The sequence below is a fragment of the Stenotrophomonas sp. P2112 genome, from assembly GCF_041897515.1.
Classification (GTDB): domain Bacteria; phylum Pseudomonadota; class Gammaproteobacteria; order Xanthomonadales; family Xanthomonadaceae; genus Stenotrophomonas; species Stenotrophomonas sepilia.
Genome location: NZ_CP169216.1, coordinates 1,385,176 through 1,401,214 on the forward strand (window position 1 = coordinate 1,385,176; position 16,039 = coordinate 1,401,214).

Consider the following 16,039-nt stretch of genomic DNA (forward strand, 5'->3'; position numbering starts at 1 on the left):
CGTACGGTCGCCGGCGACGCCTGTGGCATGCTCGCTGAAACTCCTCAGGGGAACCCTGCAATGGCTGCCAACCGCTCCGCCCTGCGTGCATGGGCAGCACTGACTGCACTGGCGGCCGCCACCGCGTTGCTGCTGCAATACCTGTTGCTGCTACGCGGCCCCGGGGCGGCTGCCGGGGTCGGCATGGCGACACTGCGCTTCGTTGGTTACTTCACGATTCTCAGCAACCTGGCGGTGTGCCTGGGATGCGTCAGGCTGATCCGTGCGGGTGTGCTGGACACGACTGTCGCCGCGGTGATCGCGTTGTGCATCGGTGTGACCGCGTGCATCTACATGCTGGCGTTGCAGGGGCTGTGGCAGCCCACCGGGCTGCAATGGTGGGTCGATGCCGGCCTGCACTACGCTGTGCCGGCGCTGTACCTGCTGGGGTGGTGGTGGCTGCTGCCGCATGGGGCGCTGCGCTGGCGCGCGCTGGGCGGCGTGCTGCTGGTACCGCTGGTCTACCTTGGCTGGGCGATGCTGGTCGCTGCAATGACCGGACAGGCGCCGTATCCATTCCTCGAACTGCAACGCCTGGGCCTGGCGGCCTTCCTGCTCAACGTGCTGCGCGTTGCGGGCGTCTTCGTGGTGGGCTGGACCCTGCTGTGGGGGCTGGACCGCTGGCGCCGTCGATGAGGCGCTGCAGGGCCATCGCTGCGGCCGGGTTGCGGGCCTTGCCGGCACCGATGCACAGCAGGTAGACCTCGCGCGGGGTTTCCGGGGCGGGCCCGGTCAGGCAGGGCAGGTCGTCCACCGGCTCGCCGCGTGACCAGCGTCGTGCGCGTTCAGCCCAGCGCTGCTGGACGGACGCAGGCAGGCCCTCGTTCAAGCGGGCCTGGCTGCGCTTGATCCGCGCGTAGACGAAGCCCGCACTGACATCGCCATGCAATAGCGCCTCGTCGCTGTCCTCGATCACCAGCGCCACGCCGTGGCGGCGCGCGGCGGTGACCAGAGCCGGTCCATGTGCCTTGGCGTTGCGCACTTCCAGAGCGTGCTGCAACGGCACGCCCTCGAGCTGCTTCGGCAGCTGCGCCATCAGCGCTTCCAATGCATCGGCGTCGGCCGGATGGTGCGGATCGAACTGCCACAGCAGCGGGCCGAGCCGGTCACCGAGCGCAAGTGCCGCCTGCAGGAATGGCGTGGCCGCTTCCACGGTGCTGGCCAGGTCGCGGCGCTGCACCAGGTAGCGTGGCGCCTTCATCGAGAAACGGAAGCCTTCCGGCGTCTGCGCGGCCCACTGCGCGCACTGGGCCGCAGTCGGCGTGCGGTAGAAGGTGCCGTTGATCTCGATGCAGCGCAGGGCGCGGCTGGCATGGGCCAGTTCCTCGCGCTGCGGCAGTCCCACCGGATAGAACATGCCGCCGCGCCACTCGGGAAACACCCAGCCGCCAATACCGCAGCGGATCGCCATCTGGCCGGCAGCGGTCACTGGCTGTGGTCCTCGCGCCAGGGGTCGTAGCTGCCGAACCACCACAGGTAGCCTTCAGGATCGGCACAGGCGTAGCCGCGGCCACCGTAGTCCTGGTCGGCAATGTCGATGACGATGCGCGCTCCAGCCGCCTTGGCCCGCGCATAGTGCGCATCGACATCGGTGACGATCACGCAGGCGCTCTGGGTCTGGCGGCCGCCGACCTCGTCAGGCAGGGCCGCGTGTTTGCTCCACGCACTCTGGTTGCTGGCCGAGCCCAGCATGATCATGCCGCTGCCGAAGGTGAGCTGGGCATGGAAAACCGTATCGCCATCGGCATACACGGCCTGGGCATGGAAGCCGAAGGCCCGCTGCAGCCAGTCGATGGCGGCCAGCGCGTCGCGGTAGCGCAGGCACGGAATGATGGTGGAGCCGTTGCTTGGTTGGCCATTCCCGCCCATGACACCCCTCCTATGGCACGGGGCAGGGTGCATCGACGACCGTTACCATCCTGCGAAACCCCGGTGACGGCCTGCACATGGCCGCTACCCCTGTTCGGAGATGGTGCTGGATGAAAACCTGGATCGGAGGAGCCGTGCTGCTGGCGTGCACGACCATGGCCAATGCGGCGACCCCGCAGCAGCTGCAGGACCTGGATGCGACCGTCGAGCGCGTGCGCACGCAGTTCGACGTGCCCGGCATCGCCGTGGCCGTAGTCAAGGATGGCCAGGTGGTGCTGGAACGTGGCTGGGGCGTGCGCGAGCAGGGCAAGCCGGAACCGGTGCAGGCCGACACCCTGTTTGCCATCGCTTCCAATACCAAGGCGTTCACCGCCACCTCGCTGAACCTGCTGGCCGAGGACGGCAAGCTGAAGATGGATGACAAGGTGATCGATCACCTGCCGTCGTTCCGCATGTCCGATCCGTTCGTGACCGGGCAGATGACGATCCGCGACCTGCTGTCGCATCGCAGCGGGCTGAGCCTGGGCGCCGGTGACCTGCTGTTCTGGCCGGCCACCTCCTACAGCAACGCCGAAGTGGTGGAGCGACTGGGCAGGGTGCCGCTGAAGGGCGGCTTCCGCGAGAGCTATGCCTACGACAACATCCTGTACGCGGTCGCCCAACAGGTGATCGAGCGCGTGTCCGGCATGAGCTACCAGCAGTTCCTGCAGACGCGCATCTTCGACAAGGTGGGGATGGCCGGCACGCGCTACAACGCCGACCACCTGAAGCCAGGTGACAAGGCGGCGGTCGGCCACGCCAAGTACGATTTCAAGGACCTGCGCACCGTTGCACCGCTGACCTGGTCGAACAATGCCGGCGCCGGTGGCATCTATTCCAGCGCGCACGACATGGCGCGCTGGATGCAGGTGCAGCTGGCCGGAGGCAAGCTCGCCGATGGCACGGTGCTGTTCAGTGAAAAGAGCCAGCAGCAGATGTGGCGGATGATCACCCCGCAGTCGATCCCGGCGCCGAGCGTGCCGGAGCTGGCACCGGCGCGGGCCAACTTCGCCGGCTATGGCGAAGGCTGGAGCCTGAGCGACTACCGCGGGCAGAAGCTGGTCTGGCACACCGGTGGCTGGCCGGGCATGGTCTCGCGGTTGACCCTGGTGCCCGGCGAGAAGCTGGGCGTGGTGGTGCTGACCAACCAGGAAGTGGGCGCGGCGTTCAATGCGATCACCCTGAGCGTGCTTGACGCTTACCTGGGCGGAGAAAAGCACGATTGGGTGGATGCCTATGCCAAGGCCGTGGCCAAGGGGCAGGACAAGGCCGACGAGGCCTGGGCCAAGCACCAGAGCGCACGCGACAAGGGCAGCAGGCCATCGCTGGCGCTGGCCGGCTACACCGGCAGCTTCCGTGACCGCTGGTATGGCGACATGCAGATCAGCGCCGAAGGCAAGGGCCTGCGCCTGCGCTTTGCGAAGACCGCGCAGCTGAGCGGGCGCCTGGAGCACTGGCAGCACGACACCTTCATCGTGCGCTGGGACGACCGTTCGCTCAACGCCGATGCGTTCGTGAACTTCAGCCTGGACCCGGATGGCAAGGTGCGCGAGGTGCGCATGCAGCCGATTTCCGACCTGACCGATTTCAGTTTCGATTTCCAGGACCTGCTGTTCACCCCGGTCAAAGAATGAGGGTAGCGCCGGCCGCTGGCCGGCAACCTCATGATCCCTGGAAACGTCGCGAGGTTGCCGGCCAGCGGCCGGCACTACCGGCGCCGCGGCATCGTCGGCCGGCGTACACATCCGGCGTGGGATACTCCGCCGGCTATTGATGGCGAGGGAATGCGATGTTCCGTTGGTTTGAATCCCTGATCCCGGTTTTCCCGCCCGTGGATGGGCGCATGCCACCGCGCAAGGTGCTGCCGTTCTACCTGCACTACCTGCGCCCGGTCTGGCCGGTGCTGCTGGCGACCCTGATTGCCGGCCTGCTGCTGGCGCTGGTGGAAGTGGCCATGTTCGACTACCTGGGCCGCATCGTCGACATGGTCGCCGAGCAGCCCGGTGCCGATTTCTTCAAGCGCCATGCCAATGAACTGGGCTGGATGCTGTTCATCACGGTCATCGCGCGGCCGATCCTGGTGGGCCTGCACAACCTGCTGGTCAACCAGGCGATCGTGCCCGGCCTGAGCAACCGCTCGCGCTGGCTGATGCACAACTACGTGGTGCGGCAGAGCCTGAGCTTCTTCCAGAACGACTTCGCCGGCAGCGTCGCCAACCGGGTGATGCAGACCGGTACCTCGCTGCGCGAGTCGGCGGTACAGATGGTCGACTCGCTCTGGTACATCGTGGTCTATACCGGCACGGCGCTGTACCTGTTCGCGCAGGCGGACTGGCGGTTGATGGTGCCGCTGGTCCTGTGGCTGCTGGCCTATGCGGTGATCATGGTCTACTTCGTGCCGCGCGCGAAGGAACGGGCCTGGATTGCGTCCGAAGCGCGCTCCAAGGCGATGGGCCGGATCGTCGATGGCTACACCAACATTCCCACGCTGAAACTGTTCGCCCATGGCGGGCGCGAACAGGCCTACGTGGCCGAGTCGATCCAGGAACTGGCGGTCAAGCACCGCGCGCAGACCCGGATAACCACCGGCATGGACCTGACCATCGCCATCGTCAACGGTTTCCTGATTGCCGGCACCTGTGGGCTCGCGCTGTGGCTGTGGAATGGCGGTCATATCACCGTGGGCGCGATCACGCTGGCGACCGGTCTGGTGATCCGCATCCACAACATGTCCGGCTGGATCATGTGGACCATCAACGGCATCTTCGAGGACATCGGCACGGTGCAGGATGGCATCACCACCATCGCCCAGCCGCTGACCGTGCAGGACCGCGGGGACGCGGTGCCGCTGCAGGTGACCCGCGGTGGCGTGCAGTTCCAGGACATCCACTTCCATTACGGCAAGAAGGGCGGCGTGATCGCCGGCCTCGACCTGGTGGTGAAGCCGGGCGAGAAGATCGGCCTGGTCGGTCCTTCCGGTGCCGGCAAGTCGACCCTGGTGAACGTGCTGCTGCGCCTGTACGACCTGGAGAGTGGCCGCATCCTGATCGACGGCCAGGACATCGCCTGCGTCACCCAGGAAAGCCTGCGCCAGCAGATCGGCGTGGTCACCCAGGACACCTCGCTGCTGCATCGCTCGATCCGCGACAACCTGCTGTACGGCCGCCCCGATGCGACCGAGGAGCAGCTGCGTGCTGCCGTAGCCAAGGCGCGTGCCGAAGCCTTCATCGATACGCTGGTGGACGGGCAGGGGCGTCGTGGCTACGACGCGCATGTCGGCGAGCGCGGGGTGAAGCTGTCCGGTGGCCAGCGCCAGCGCATCGCCATTGCCCGCGTGCTGCTGAAGGACGCGCCGATCCTGGTGCTGGACGAAGCGACCTCGGCACTGGACTCGGAAGTCGAAGCGGCGATCCAGGACAGCCTGGATGAGCTGATGGGCGGCAAGACGGTGATCGCAATCGCGCACCGGTTGTCGACCATCGCGCGCATGGACCGGCTGGTGGTGATGGACCAGGGCCGCATCGTCGAGACCGGCAGCCATGCCGAACTGATCGCGGCCGGTGGTCTGTACGCACGGTTGTGGGCACGACAGACCGGTGGATTTGTTGCTGCCGATCAATGATCGTTTCGGGGTCGGATCCCTTTCCGCAGGAAAGGGCTCTGACCCTAGCGTGTTTCCGGAGACCTGCATGATCCGCCCCCTGCGCTCCCTGTTGCTGGCACTCAGCCTGGTTGCCACGGTTGCTACGGTTGCCACGGCTGCGCCGGCACCGATGGACGGCGACCAGCTCGAGCAGGTCGTCCTGCTCAGCCGCCACAACCTGCGCGCGCCAGTGGTCGCCTCCGGTGCGCTGGCCAATGCGACGCCCGAGGACTGGCCGCGCTGGGAGGTGGCACCGGGCGAGCTGACCACCAAGGGCGGTGTGCTGGAGGTCTACATGGGGCGCTACATCGGCCAGTGGCTGCGCCAGGCGCAGCTGTTGCCGGTGTCGGGTTGCCCGCAGGAGGATGACTTCCACGCGTACGCCAACAGCCTGCAGCGCACCCAGGCCACCGCGCAGTTCTTCATTGCCGGTGCGTTTCCGGGCTGCCATGTCACGGTCGAACAGCGCATGGCGCTGGGGACGATGGATCCGCTGTTCGATCCGGTGATCCACAACGACGACGCGGCATTCCGCACGCGCGTGCTGGAGTCAATGCAGCGAGAGCTGGCCGCAGTGGACCTGGCACCGGCTTTGTCCGTGGTGGAGGAGATCACCCGCTATCCGCAGTCGGCGGCATGCAAGGGGCACAGCGACTGCCATCTGGCGCTGGCCGATACCACCTTCAGTACGGAACCGGGCAAGGAGCCTCGCGCGTCCGGATCACTGGCGCTGGCCAGCGGGCTGGTCGATGCCTTGTTGATGGAGCACTACCAGGGCAGTGGCATCCCCCGCGAAGGCTGGGGCCGGTTGACCACCGAGGCGCAATGGCAGGCGCTGGCGCAGATCCGCAACCGCTACCAGGACATCCTGTTCGGAACGCCCGAGGTGGCGCGTGATGTGGCCGCTCCGCTGCTGACAAGAGTGAATGCGTTGTTCGACGACCCGGCGTCGCCGAAGGTGACCCTGCTGGTCGGTCACGATTCCAACATCGGCTCGGTGCTGGCGGCGTTGGGAATCAGCGACTACAGCCTGCCGGGGCAGTACGAGAAGACACCGATCGGTGGCCTGCTGCAGTTCGAACGCTGGCGTGGGCACAGCGGGAGGGCGCACTACCGGTTGGTATATGTCTATCCCACCAAGGAGCAGTTGCGTGACGCGGTGCCACTGAGTGAAATGCAGCCGCCGGTACGGGCGACGCTGGTGCCGCAAGGGTGTGCGAAGACTGGGTGCACTGAAGCGCAGTTTAGGCAACTACTTGGAGCTAAAGTGAGGGCCTTCAGCGGAGATGGCAAAAGGGCTGTCGATGGTGTCTGAAGACCGCAGAGTCCCGTGAACCAGGCGGGTGCCGACACTTGGATTGCCGCCATTCAATGCCGCTGAATCCGGTGCAACTCGGTGGCATGATGTGTGTGCTCGCTGCCAGGTTCCGGCAGCATTATTTCAACCCTGAAAATGGACTTCGAAAATGAAAAAACAGCTGATCGCGCTTCGTGGCGCCAGCAACTCGGGAAAGAGCTCGACGCTTCTCATGTTGTACCGACTGCTGGCTGCGCACTCTGCCACGCGATTGATTTCGTTTGAGGCTATTGGCCACAAGCTCGACTTCAGTGCAATAGTTCAGATCAACGGATGCAAGATCGGAATTTTCAACCGTGGTGATGTTTCCGGAACCGTGGATGGTCTGATCGACCAACTTGCACAGGCAGGATGCAAGGTGATCGTTTGTGCTGCCCGTTCGAAAGGCGACGTTGGCGATGTGCTGGCCTCGTATGAGCGCAGGTACCAGTTGCAGGAGATTGTCAAAAAGACCGGTGGGGAAGACGAGTCTGATTTTGCACTGGTCAATATGGGCGTCGCGCATGATCTCGCCGCTCGAGTCTACTCAGCAGTGGTCGTCTGAGTTCTCCGTTCCGTCATTTCGGGGCGGCCTGCAGAAACGGCCCGGGTTTGCCCGGGCCGTTCCGTTTCCAACTTACACCACCCCGATCACTCGATCGGCTGGTCCAGCATCAGCTGGCGTACGAAACGCACCGGGGGTGCGCCGTAGGACAGCACCTGGTCGTGGTACGCCTTCAGGTTGAACTTGTCGCCCAGCTTCTCCTGCACCGCCTTGCGGGTGTCGAAGTGTTCCTGCGCACCGACGAAGTAGGTCGGTAGCTGTGCCGAGGTCAGCTGTGCACGCACCCACTTGCCCGCCGCTTCGCTTTCCTGCTGGAACGCGTCGTGGGTCATCAGGTGCATCGCCTTCTCGCGATCCCAGTTGTCCACGTGCACGCCCTGGTCGAGGATCGCGTTGGAGATCGTGCGCAGGTAGAACTTCAGCTGCACCAGGTGGAACAGCGGATCGTTGTTGAGGTAACCCTGCTCCTGCATCATGCGCTCGGTGTAGACCGCCCAGCCTTCGGCGAACAGGCCTGAACGCAACACCGCACGCAGGGTCGAGGGGAACTTGGCCGAGTGCCAGCCTTCCAGGTAATGGCCCGGAGTACCTTCATGGATGCTGAGCAGGTGGATCATGCGCGAGTTGTACTCACGCAGGAACGAGTCGACCTGTTTCTCGTTCCAGTCGTCCGGAATCGGCGACACGGCGTAGAAGGTCTTCAGGTTCTTGTCCAGCGGGCCCGGCGAATCGCAGTAGGCCACTGCCACGCCACGCTGGAATTCCGGCATCAGGATGATGTCCACCGGCGCATCGGGCAGCGTCATCAGATCGTGCTCGCGTACGAACGCGGTGGACTGCTCCAGCGCGGCCTTGGCATCGTCGACCACCTTGTCGCGTGCCGGCTTGTCGGCGTAGGCCAGTTCCAGCGCGGCCTCGATCGCCTTCTGCTGCTGCTCGTCGGTCGGCTGGGCCGGCATCTCAGGTGCACCCGGCTTGTCCTTCAGCACGGTCTGCGCGATGCCGTACATGTCCTCGCGCACGCGCTTGAGTTCGGCGCGCGCACGCTCACCGATCTCCTGGCGCGACAGCGAGGAGCTCAGCGCGAATTTCAGCTTCTGGTCGTATTTCTCCGCACCGATGCGGAAGTCGCCCTTGGCGTTCGGTACCAGGGTCTTGTCCAGCCAGGTCTGCTGCTCGTCCACGGCCTTCTTCAGGCCGTCGATGGCCGCTTGCAGACGCTGCTGGTCGGCCTGCGGCAGTTCGCCGATGTGCGGGGTGATGAAGGTATCGACGATGCTGAGGATGCCCTTGTTCTGCTTGGCAACGGTCTCGGCGTGGATCTTCGGTACGCGGGCCGGGTCCAGGTTCTCGCGGGCCTGGGCGAAGATCGCCGGCAGCTTCTCCATGCGCGCGGTGGCCGCCTTCAGGCGCTCCGGCAGCGGTGCGAACTCGCGCGCCATCAGGCCGTAGATCGCGCTGCCGGCGATGCCGTTGTACAGCTGCGGGTCCCACTTGCCGGACTGCAGCACTTCGGCGTTCCAGATTTCCGACTGCAGCTGGTTGCGCAGGATCGCTGCGTCCACCTGGTTCTCACGGCCCAGCTTGGCCACCTCGATCTTGTCCAGCTCGCCCAGCAGCGCCTTGTAGGCGGCCACGGTCTTCTGCTGGCCGGCGGCACTCAGGTCGTCCAGCTCGCTGTCGTAGCGGTGGTCACCGATCTGGGTGGCGCTGACTGGCGACAGCTGCATCCAGGTGTCCAGCGCGCGCTTGGACAGATCGGCGAAGGCGGCGTCGACCGCCGCGTCACCGGCCTGCTGGCTGGCGGCCGGGGTGGAAGCATTGGTCGGGGCGTCGGCCGGCTGGCAACCGGCCAGCGCGGCGACCAGGGCGAGGGCAAGAAGATGCGGGCGCATCGGCATTCCTGTACGGGGTCAAACCCTGAGCATAGGGCCCCGTCGCTGCTTTGTCCCCGTGCCATAGGATTACCATGGGCGGATTCAAGGACCCTCCAAAGGAGCGCAGGACATGGAATACCAAGGAAGCTGTCATTGCGGCAGGATCGCATTCACCGTACAGGCCGAGGCGCCGATCAGCGACGTCATCGACTGCAACTGTTCGATGTGCCGGCGTCGCGGCAGCCTGCTGTGGTTCGCCCCGCGTGCGGCGTTCCAGCTGGCCACCGATCCGGCTGACGTGGCCACCTACCACTTCAACAAGGCCCACATCGACCACCACCACTGCCGCCAGTGTGGTATCGCTCCCTACAGCGAAGCGGTCGACCCTCGCACCGGCACACCGATGGTGGCGGTGAACGTGCGCTGCGTGCCGCAGGTGGATCTGGCTGGCCTTTCGGTGACCTCCTACGACGGAGCGGCACTGTGAGGCCGGTGCGAGCGTGGACGCGCAGGGCGGCGCTGCCGGTACTGCTGCTGGCGCTGGGCGCCTGCGCCAAGCAGGGCGACATGGTGGGGGATGCGGGCGCCACGGCCGCGGAGGCGGCCATCGCTTCGCCGGAAGGCGCCTTCCTGGCCTACGAACACGACGTGCAGGTGCAGCTGGAGGCGGCGCAGATCGCACCGCGCATCCAGCAGATCGCCCAGGCCTGCCAGAGCGCGAAGTTCGGTGACTGTGCAGTGTTGCAGGTCGAGCAGCACGGCGGCGAGCAGCCCAGCGGTGAAGTGAAGGTGCGCATCGCCCCGAAGGGCACCGAGCCGCTGATCGCGATGGCTGGTGAAGGCGGCAAGCTGCAGTCCCGCAATACGCGCGCCGAGGATCTCGCGCAGGCGGTGGCCGACACGGCATTGACCAAGGCGCGGCTTGAAAAGGAGCACGCCCGCCTGCTGTCCTACCAGGACCGCAAGGACCTGAAGGTCGACGACCTGATGGCGATCACCACGCGCCTGTCGGAGATCGAGGCGGGTGTCGAGCAGGCCAACAAGGACGCCGCGCAGCAGCGTCGGCGCATCGATACTCAGCTGGTGGCGATCCACTTCGACACCACCTCTGGCCAGCGCAGCCGCAGCGAGATCGGCGAGGCGCTGAGCGAGTCGGGCAGCATCCTCAGCACCAGCATTGCGTTCCTGATCCGCGCTGCTGCCGCGCTGCTGCCGGTGGCGGTGCTGGCCTTGATCGCGGCCTGGGGTGTGCGGGCATGGTGGCGTCGCCGCCGTCGCAAGCTACCGCCCAACCCCTGAGATGAAGGCCGATGCCGGCCGTCAGCCGGCATCAGCCCTCGTCGGTCTCGTACTCGACGAACACATCGAGTTCCAGCGCCAGTTCCTGCACCGCATCGCGCACCTTCTGCGCGGTGCTTTCATTGCCGACTTCCACTTCCAGCTCGTGGATGCCCGGACCGATGTCATCGGACAGCCCGGCCGAACTGGAATCGTCGTCGTCCATGTGCGGCATCAGGTCGTCGGTTTCTTCGACATGTTCGATGCCGTCCAGGCCGAGCAGCAGGTCGCTGATGGCGCGGGCGTCGTCTTCGGTTCCGGTGATGCGCAGTCGCAGCATGGCCATGGCATAGGTACGTTGTGGGTTCGCCAGCAGCCTAGCCAGCGTGAGGCAAAGAACGGGTGAGGGCGCAGTCAGGCGTGCGTTGCCGGCCGCCCGAGCAGGCTGTCCGGCAATGCCGGAATCGGCGTGCGCTCGTCCTGCGCCTGTTCCAGCAACCAGTCGATGAACAGGCGCGCGGCCGGGCTCGGCGGTTGCCCTTCTGCGTGCACCACGTGATAGGCATAGCGCGCCTTCAATGCCGGGCCGGGCAGGCGTACCACCTCGTAGCGCTGCAGGTAGGGCTGGGCGATGTGGGTGCGCGCCAGCACCGCGCCCATGCCATACACCGCTGCACGCATCGCGTCGGTGCTGTCGGCGAAGGTGTGCATCGGCGGCATCGGCGACGGCGGGCGCGCGCCGGCGTGGCGGAACCAGTCGCGCCAGCCCTGCGGCGACAGGTCGGTCAGCAGCGGCAGCTCGGCGATGCGCGCCGGATCGACCAGCGTTTCGACCCCGGCCAGTGCCGGTGAGGCCACCGGGAACAGGTAGTCATCCATCAGGTGCTGCGCACGCAGGCCCGGCCATTGGCCCAGCCCGTAGCGGATGCCGACTTCCGGTCCGTTGTCGTCGTAGCGATCCAGCCCGCTGCCGGTGTGCAGCTCGATGCGGATGTGTGGATAGGCCTGGGTGAAGCGTGGCAGTCGCGGCAGCAGCCAGCAGTACGAGAGCGAGCGCAGCGTGGTGATCCGCAGCGGCACGCTGTCGGCATCCGGTTGCAGGTGATGGGCCACCGCCGCGACATCGGTGAAGGCGGCGCTGGCGGCGTCGGCCAGCTGCCGGCCCTCGGCGGTCAGGCGCACGCCGCGGGCGTGGCGCAGGAACAGGCGAACTTCAAGTACTTCTTCCAGGCGGCGCACGTGGTGACTGACCGCGCTGGCGGTCAGGTGCAGCTCCTGCGCGGCCTGGGCGAAATTCTGGTGGCGTGCGGCGACCGCGAACACGGCCAGTGCGGGGAGCAGGGAAGGACGGAGCAGCATGTCGAGCCTCAAACCATATTTGTGGCTGACAGCGATACTACGCGCTTGTGCGGCGGGCGTCTGCGCCTGATCCTGTCTGCCTTGGCGAGGAACAGACGATGGACGGAGGCAGGACATGAATGCGATCCCACAGGCGGCCGAGCGCGACTGGCGCACGCCGCTGGAATTGACCCTGCTGGGCGCCATCTGGGGCTGCTCGTTCCTGTTCATGCGGGTGGCGGTGCCGTCGTTCGGCCCATTCGCGCTGGTCGAGGTACGGCTGGTGCTGGGCGCGCTGGTGCTGCTGCCGTTCCTGTGGCGCGCTCGCGCGCAGTTCCCGCCGCGCCGCTGGCTGTGGTTGGCACCGATCGGCCTGATCAACTCAGCGCTGCCGTTCGTGCTGTTTGCCTACGCCGCCGAGCAGGCGCCGGCCGCGATCGGTGCGATCTGCAATGCGATGACGGTGCTGTTCGCCGCGCTGATCGCGTTCCTGTTCTTCGGCGAGAAGATCGGCATGCGTCGTGCCGGGGCGCTGCTGGTCGGCTTCGCCGGCGTGGTGGTGCTGGCCACGGCCAAGGTCTCCGGCCTGAGCATCGGCACCGCAGTGCTGGCCGGTGCGGCGGCATCGCTGCTGTACGGCCTGGGCGTGAACCTGGTGAAGCGGCACATGACCGGGTTGCCGTCGGCCGCCGCCGCGGCGGCAACGCTGTCGTGCGCCTCGCTGTGGATGCTGCCGATGGCGGTCAGCCACTGGCCGCAGGCGGCGATTCCGTTGAAGGCCTGGGGCGCGGCGATCGCATTGGGCGTGGCCTGTACCGGCCTGGCGTTCCTGATGTTCTATCGCCTGATCGGTCGTATCGGCCCGTCGCGGGCGTCGACGGTGACCTACCTGATTCCGTTGTTCGGTGCGGCGTTTGCGTGGTTGTTCCTGGATGAGCCGGTGACGCTGCAGATGCTGATTGCCGGTGCGTTGATTCTGGGTAGCGTGGCGGTGAGTCAGAAGGGCTGAGCGCGCGCGCGCAGCGGTAGCACCGCGCCATGCCCGGCGGGCCCATTTCCGCGCCTGCGGGGAGGTGTCACTTTCTTTGCTCGTGCAAAGAAAGTAACCAAAGAAACACGCCGCCAGGTCGCGAGCCGGTGCTGCGCACCGGTACCCTGCGCTCCTCGGCCCGTCGAGGGACGGCGCGGGAACTCGCTGCGCTCAAACACCCGCGCCTCTTCGCCCTCGCCGGACCTGCGGTGCTCGGCTCGCTCAAGGCGGACTGGAAGGTCAAGATCAACAGCAAGAGCATCCACGCATGGCGTGGGTCTACTGGGTGCAGCTGTGGCCTTTGAACTGCGTCCGCCTTGAGCGAGCCGAGCATCGCAGGGGAATCAGGGGCGAAGAGGCGCCGATGTCCTGTAGAGCCGACTGTTAGTCGGCTGCCTTCTGTACACCGTCCCCTGATTCACCGAGAAGCGCAGGGGACCGACGTGCGAAGCACGGCGGCTCGCGACCTGGCGGCGCGTTTCTTTTGGTTACTTTTCTTTTCGCGCGAAAAGAAAAGTGACGCCCATGAACAGTGAAGTACCTTCAGCACGCGTAACGTGCGGAAACCATCACCGCACCGGCACCGGAATATTGCAAAGGTCGATATGCCCCGCCGGGCGCTTGTAGAAATCATCCACGCGGTTGCGCCGCGCCTCCACCGTATCGGCGAAGGTCTTCGAGTCGGTACGCAGTACCTGGATCGGTGTGCGCTCGGCCGCCGGCACGTCCCTGGCACGGCGGATCGCCACGATCGGCGTGCGCAGATTCGGGTCGGTGTAGAAGCCCATCGGCGCCGGTCCGCGCGGGGTCGCGCTGAGCAGTTCCATGCCCTTCAGCACGCGGCCGACCAGGGTGATGTTGCGGTCGAGCTGACGCGGTGACTGGCCGGTCACCACGTAGAGTTCGGCACCGATGCTGCTGTCCTCTTCGTTGCTGCGGCCGGCGCCCAGCATGCCGTAGCAATGTGCCAACCAGGCCTTGCCGGCCTGCGGGTCCTGGCCGACCGGGAAGCCGTCGACGAAACCGGTCTGCGCGGCCCAGCCATCGCGATCCGGCAGCACGCTGACCTTCAGGCCAGCGCTGGCGCGCTCGAATTCAGCCGGCAGCTTGCGCGCGGCGCTGCCGAACGGCTTGGCCTTGGCCGCGTCATCGGCGTCGGCATCGCCGAACTGCACCACGAAGTTGTCCTGAGAGCGGTAGATGCTGGTGCCGTCCCAGAAGTGCTCGTGGGCGAAGGTCTGGATGTTGGCGACATGGCGCGGGGCGAACTGCGGCGCCAGCTCGATGATCACGCGCCCGGCCGGCAGGTCCATGTACAGCAGGTTGGCCGGGTCCGGCGTGCGCCAGTCGCTGGCCGGCGAGGCGTCCAAGATCTGCTGCGGGCTGCGGTAAGGCGAGGCCGCGCTGGCCATGGCGGGCAGCAGGCAGGCGAGGGCGAGGGCGGTCAGGGCAAGGCGACGGCGGTGCGGCATGGGAACCCCGGAACATGAACGAGGCTTCGATTCTGCGCGAGCAATCCGGTCACGCCAACCGGCAGAGTGACTAACGACACATTCGCTATACCGAACTTCGCACTACTGTGGACTTCAACGTAGTGGAGGGCCGGCCATGTCCGAGGACGATGTCCACCTGAAGAAGTTCCAGAAGGAGCTCAGCGCCGGAACGGTGTCGCTGGCCCTGCTGGCGGTGCTGGCCCGGGCCGGGGAGCCGCTGTACGGCTACCTCATTGCCAAGGAGCTGGAGCGGGTGGGCGAGGGCGTGCTGAGCGGCAAGCAGAGCGCGCTGTACCCGGTGCTGCGCAACCTGGAGGGCGCCGGCCTGCTGGAAAGCCATGTGGAGCCGTCCAGCAGCGGGCCGCCGCGGCGCTACTACCGCATCAATGAACGTGGCCGCGAGGTGCTGGCGCAGTGGCGCCAGGCGTGGCAGGCCACCCGCGATTCCGTCGATTCCGTGTTGGAGGGGGTACCGCAATGAACGACCCGAGCCTGGCAGGCCGCGCCCTGCCGACCACCATTCCGCAGTACCTGGCGCAGCTGCGCGCTGCGCTGGAAGGTGCCGATCCGGCGATGGTGCAGGACGCGTTGTACGACGCCGAGGAATACCTGCGCTCGGAGCTGGCCGCGCAGCCCGGCCGCAGCGAGGCCGAGGTGATCGCCGACGTTGCCGGCAGCTATGGCGCGCCGGACGAAGTGGCCGACATCTACCGCGAGACCGAAGTGACAGTGAACCGCGCGCTGCGCACGCCGCGTGCGGATACCGCGCCGGTGCTGCGTGCGGCGGCGGAAGCCAGTGGCGTCGAGCCGGCCTCACCGCCGCCGGCGCCGGTGCAACGCTCGCTGCTGGCGCGCTTCTTCGGCGTGGTGGCCGATCCGCATACCTATGGCGCGCTGTTCTACATGCTGCTGTCGCTGGCCACCGGCATTTTCTTCTTCACCTGGGTGGTGACCGGCCTGTCGCTCTCGCTCGGCCTGTTGATCCTGATCGTCGGCATTCCGCTGACCGTGCTGTTCTTCGGCTCGGTGCGCGGGCTGGCGCTGCTGGAAGGGCGGCTGGTGGAAGCATTGCTGGGCGAGCGCATGCCGCGCCGTCCGCGCTACACCGACCGCAGCCGCACGTGGCTGCAGCGCATCGGCGACATGTTCACCGATGGCCGTACCTGGCTGACCCTGCTGTACTTCGTGCTGATGCTGCCGCTGGGCGTGGTCTACTTCACCATCGCGGTGACGCTGCTGTCGCTGTCGCTGGGGTTGATCTGGGCGCCGGTGGCCGCGCTGTTCAGCGGTGACATTCCGGGTGTCTACGTCGATGGCGTGAACGTGCTGCCGATGGCCGCCTCGCCGCTGGTGGGCATCGTGATCGCAGCTGTGGGCGTGCTGCTGCTGCTGTTGACGATGCACCTGGCACGGGGCATCGGCAAGCTGCACGGGCTGATTGCCAAGAACCTGCTGGTGCGGTTGTAACAGGCCAGGGGTCGGATTCCTGTTCGCAGAACAGGGCTCTGACCCCGGATCCCATCATGCTGGGT

General features: G+C 66.4%; 16 protein-coding genes. 10 read left to right on the top strand and 6 right to left on the bottom strand.

The window, feature by feature from the left end; genetic code table 11:
- The first annotated feature begins 60 nt into the window (after nucleotides 1-60).
- Entirely contained in the window at nucleotides 61-675 is a 615-nt protein-coding gene (locus ACEPA4_RS06440) for a Pr6Pr family membrane protein (protein ID WP_164093555.1), read from the top strand.
- Here ACEPA4_RS06440 and ACEPA4_RS06445 read toward each other — a convergent pair.
- Together ACEPA4_RS06445 and ACEPA4_RS06450 are read right to left on the bottom strand one after the other, a co-directional pair.
- Entirely contained in the window at nucleotides 596-1,468 is an 873-nt protein-coding gene (locus ACEPA4_RS06445) for a DUF72 domain-containing protein (RefSeq protein WP_164093554.1), read from the bottom strand. The genes ACEPA4_RS06440 and ACEPA4_RS06445 overlap by 80 nt on opposite strands.
- Nucleotides 1,465-1,908, bottom strand: a complete 444-nt coding sequence (locus ACEPA4_RS06450) for a VOC family protein (protein WP_065177450.1) — start codon at nucleotides 1,906-1,908, stop codon at nucleotides 1,465-1,467. Before ACEPA4_RS06450 ends, ACEPA4_RS06445 begins: the two co-directional genes overlap by 4 nt.
- Nucleotides 1,909-2,018: 110 nt before the next feature.
- Here ACEPA4_RS06450 and ACEPA4_RS06455 point away from each other — a divergent pair, with 110 nt between their 5' ends.
- From ACEPA4_RS06455 to ACEPA4_RS06470, 4 genes are all read left to right on the top strand, one after another.
- On the top strand, nucleotides 2,019-3,581 hold the full coding sequence (locus tag ACEPA4_RS06455) for a serine hydrolase (RefSeq protein ID WP_065177449.1): 1,563 nt from the start codon (nucleotides 2,019-2,021) through the stop codon (nucleotides 3,579-3,581).
- A 155-nt stretch (nucleotides 3,582-3,736) separates the two neighbouring features.
- The gene (gene smrA / locus ACEPA4_RS06460) at nucleotides 3,737-5,569 is read left to right on the top strand and encodes a multidrug efflux ABC transporter SmrA (protein WP_065186380.1); all 1,833 of its coding nucleotides are present in this window, start codon (nucleotides 3,737-3,739) and stop codon (nucleotides 5,567-5,569) included.
- Nucleotides 5,570-5,636: 67 nt separating this feature from the next.
- A complete protein-coding gene (agp, locus tag ACEPA4_RS06465; RefSeq protein WP_005415826.1) occupies nucleotides 5,637-6,905 on the top strand; it encodes a bifunctional glucose-1-phosphatase/inositol phosphatase in 1,269 nt (422 codons plus the stop codon).
- A 151-nt stretch (nucleotides 6,906-7,056) separates the two neighbouring features.
- A complete protein-coding gene (locus ACEPA4_RS06470) occupies nucleotides 7,057-7,491 on the top strand; it encodes a hypothetical protein (protein ID WP_005415827.1) in 435 nt (144 codons plus the stop codon).
- 86 nt (nucleotides 7,492-7,577) lie between these two features.
- On the opposite strand, the gene ACEPA4_RS06475 is transcribed toward ACEPA4_RS06470, so the two are convergent.
- Nucleotides 7,578-9,386, bottom strand: coding sequence for a DUF885 domain-containing protein (locus tag ACEPA4_RS06475; RefSeq protein WP_065186377.1), 1,809 nt, complete (start codon nucleotides 9,384-9,386; stop codon nucleotides 7,578-7,580).
- A gap of 112 nt (nucleotides 9,387-9,498) precedes the next feature.
- Here ACEPA4_RS06475 and ACEPA4_RS06480 point away from each other — a divergent pair, with 112 nt between their 5' ends.
- Nucleotides 9,499-9,855: a GFA family protein gene (locus ACEPA4_RS06480; RefSeq protein ID WP_053497067.1), complete on the top strand. Its 357-nt coding sequence runs from the start codon at nucleotides 9,499-9,501 to the stop codon at nucleotides 9,853-9,855.
- A complete protein-coding gene (locus ACEPA4_RS06485) occupies nucleotides 9,852-10,667 on the top strand; it encodes a DUF4349 domain-containing protein (RefSeq protein WP_065186376.1) in 816 nt (271 codons plus the stop codon). Before ACEPA4_RS06480 ends, ACEPA4_RS06485 begins: the two co-directional genes overlap by 4 nt.
- 31 nt (nucleotides 10,668-10,698) lie before the next feature.
- Here ACEPA4_RS06485 and ACEPA4_RS06490 read toward each other — a convergent pair whose 3' ends face one another.
- Both ACEPA4_RS06490 and ACEPA4_RS06495 read right to left on the bottom strand, forming a co-directional pair.
- The gene (locus ACEPA4_RS06490; protein ID WP_005415831.1) at nucleotides 10,699-10,992 is read right to left on the bottom strand and encodes a hypothetical protein; all 294 of its coding nucleotides are present in this window, start codon (nucleotides 10,990-10,992) and stop codon (nucleotides 10,699-10,701) included.
- Between the two features lie 68 nt (nucleotides 10,993-11,060).
- Nucleotides 11,061-12,005 carry a LysR substrate-binding domain-containing protein gene (locus tag ACEPA4_RS06495; protein ID WP_005415832.1) on the bottom strand — a complete coding sequence of 315 codons (945 nt, stop codon included), beginning with the start codon at nucleotides 12,003-12,005 and terminating at the stop codon, nucleotides 11,061-11,063.
- 115 nt (nucleotides 12,006-12,120) lie between these two features.
- On the opposite strand from ACEPA4_RS06495, the gene ACEPA4_RS06500 reads away from it, so the two are divergent.
- The gene (locus ACEPA4_RS06500) at nucleotides 12,121-12,993 is read left to right on the top strand and encodes a DMT family transporter (RefSeq protein ID WP_065177444.1); all 873 of its coding nucleotides are present in this window, start codon (nucleotides 12,121-12,123) and stop codon (nucleotides 12,991-12,993) included.
- Nucleotides 12,994-13,583: 590 nt separating this feature from the next.
- Here ACEPA4_RS06500 and ACEPA4_RS06505 read toward each other — a convergent pair.
- A complete protein-coding gene (locus ACEPA4_RS06505; protein WP_065186375.1) occupies nucleotides 13,584-14,486 on the bottom strand; it encodes a peptidylprolyl isomerase in 903 nt (300 codons plus the stop codon).
- A gap of 136 nt (nucleotides 14,487-14,622) precedes the next feature.
- Between ACEPA4_RS06505 and ACEPA4_RS06510 the strand changes: the two genes are divergently transcribed.
- Together ACEPA4_RS06510 and ACEPA4_RS06515 are read left to right on the top strand one after the other, a co-directional pair.
- Complete coding sequence (locus ACEPA4_RS06510; protein WP_004150914.1) at nucleotides 14,623-14,988, top strand: PadR family transcriptional regulator; 366 nt, start codon at nucleotides 14,623-14,625, stop codon at nucleotides 14,986-14,988.
- A complete protein-coding gene (locus tag ACEPA4_RS06515; RefSeq protein ID WP_262090882.1) occupies nucleotides 14,985-15,974 on the top strand; it encodes a sensor domain-containing protein in 990 nt (329 codons plus the stop codon). The genes ACEPA4_RS06510 and ACEPA4_RS06515 overlap by 4 nt, the downstream gene beginning before the upstream one ends.
- Nucleotides 15,975-16,039 lie beyond the last annotated feature (65 nt).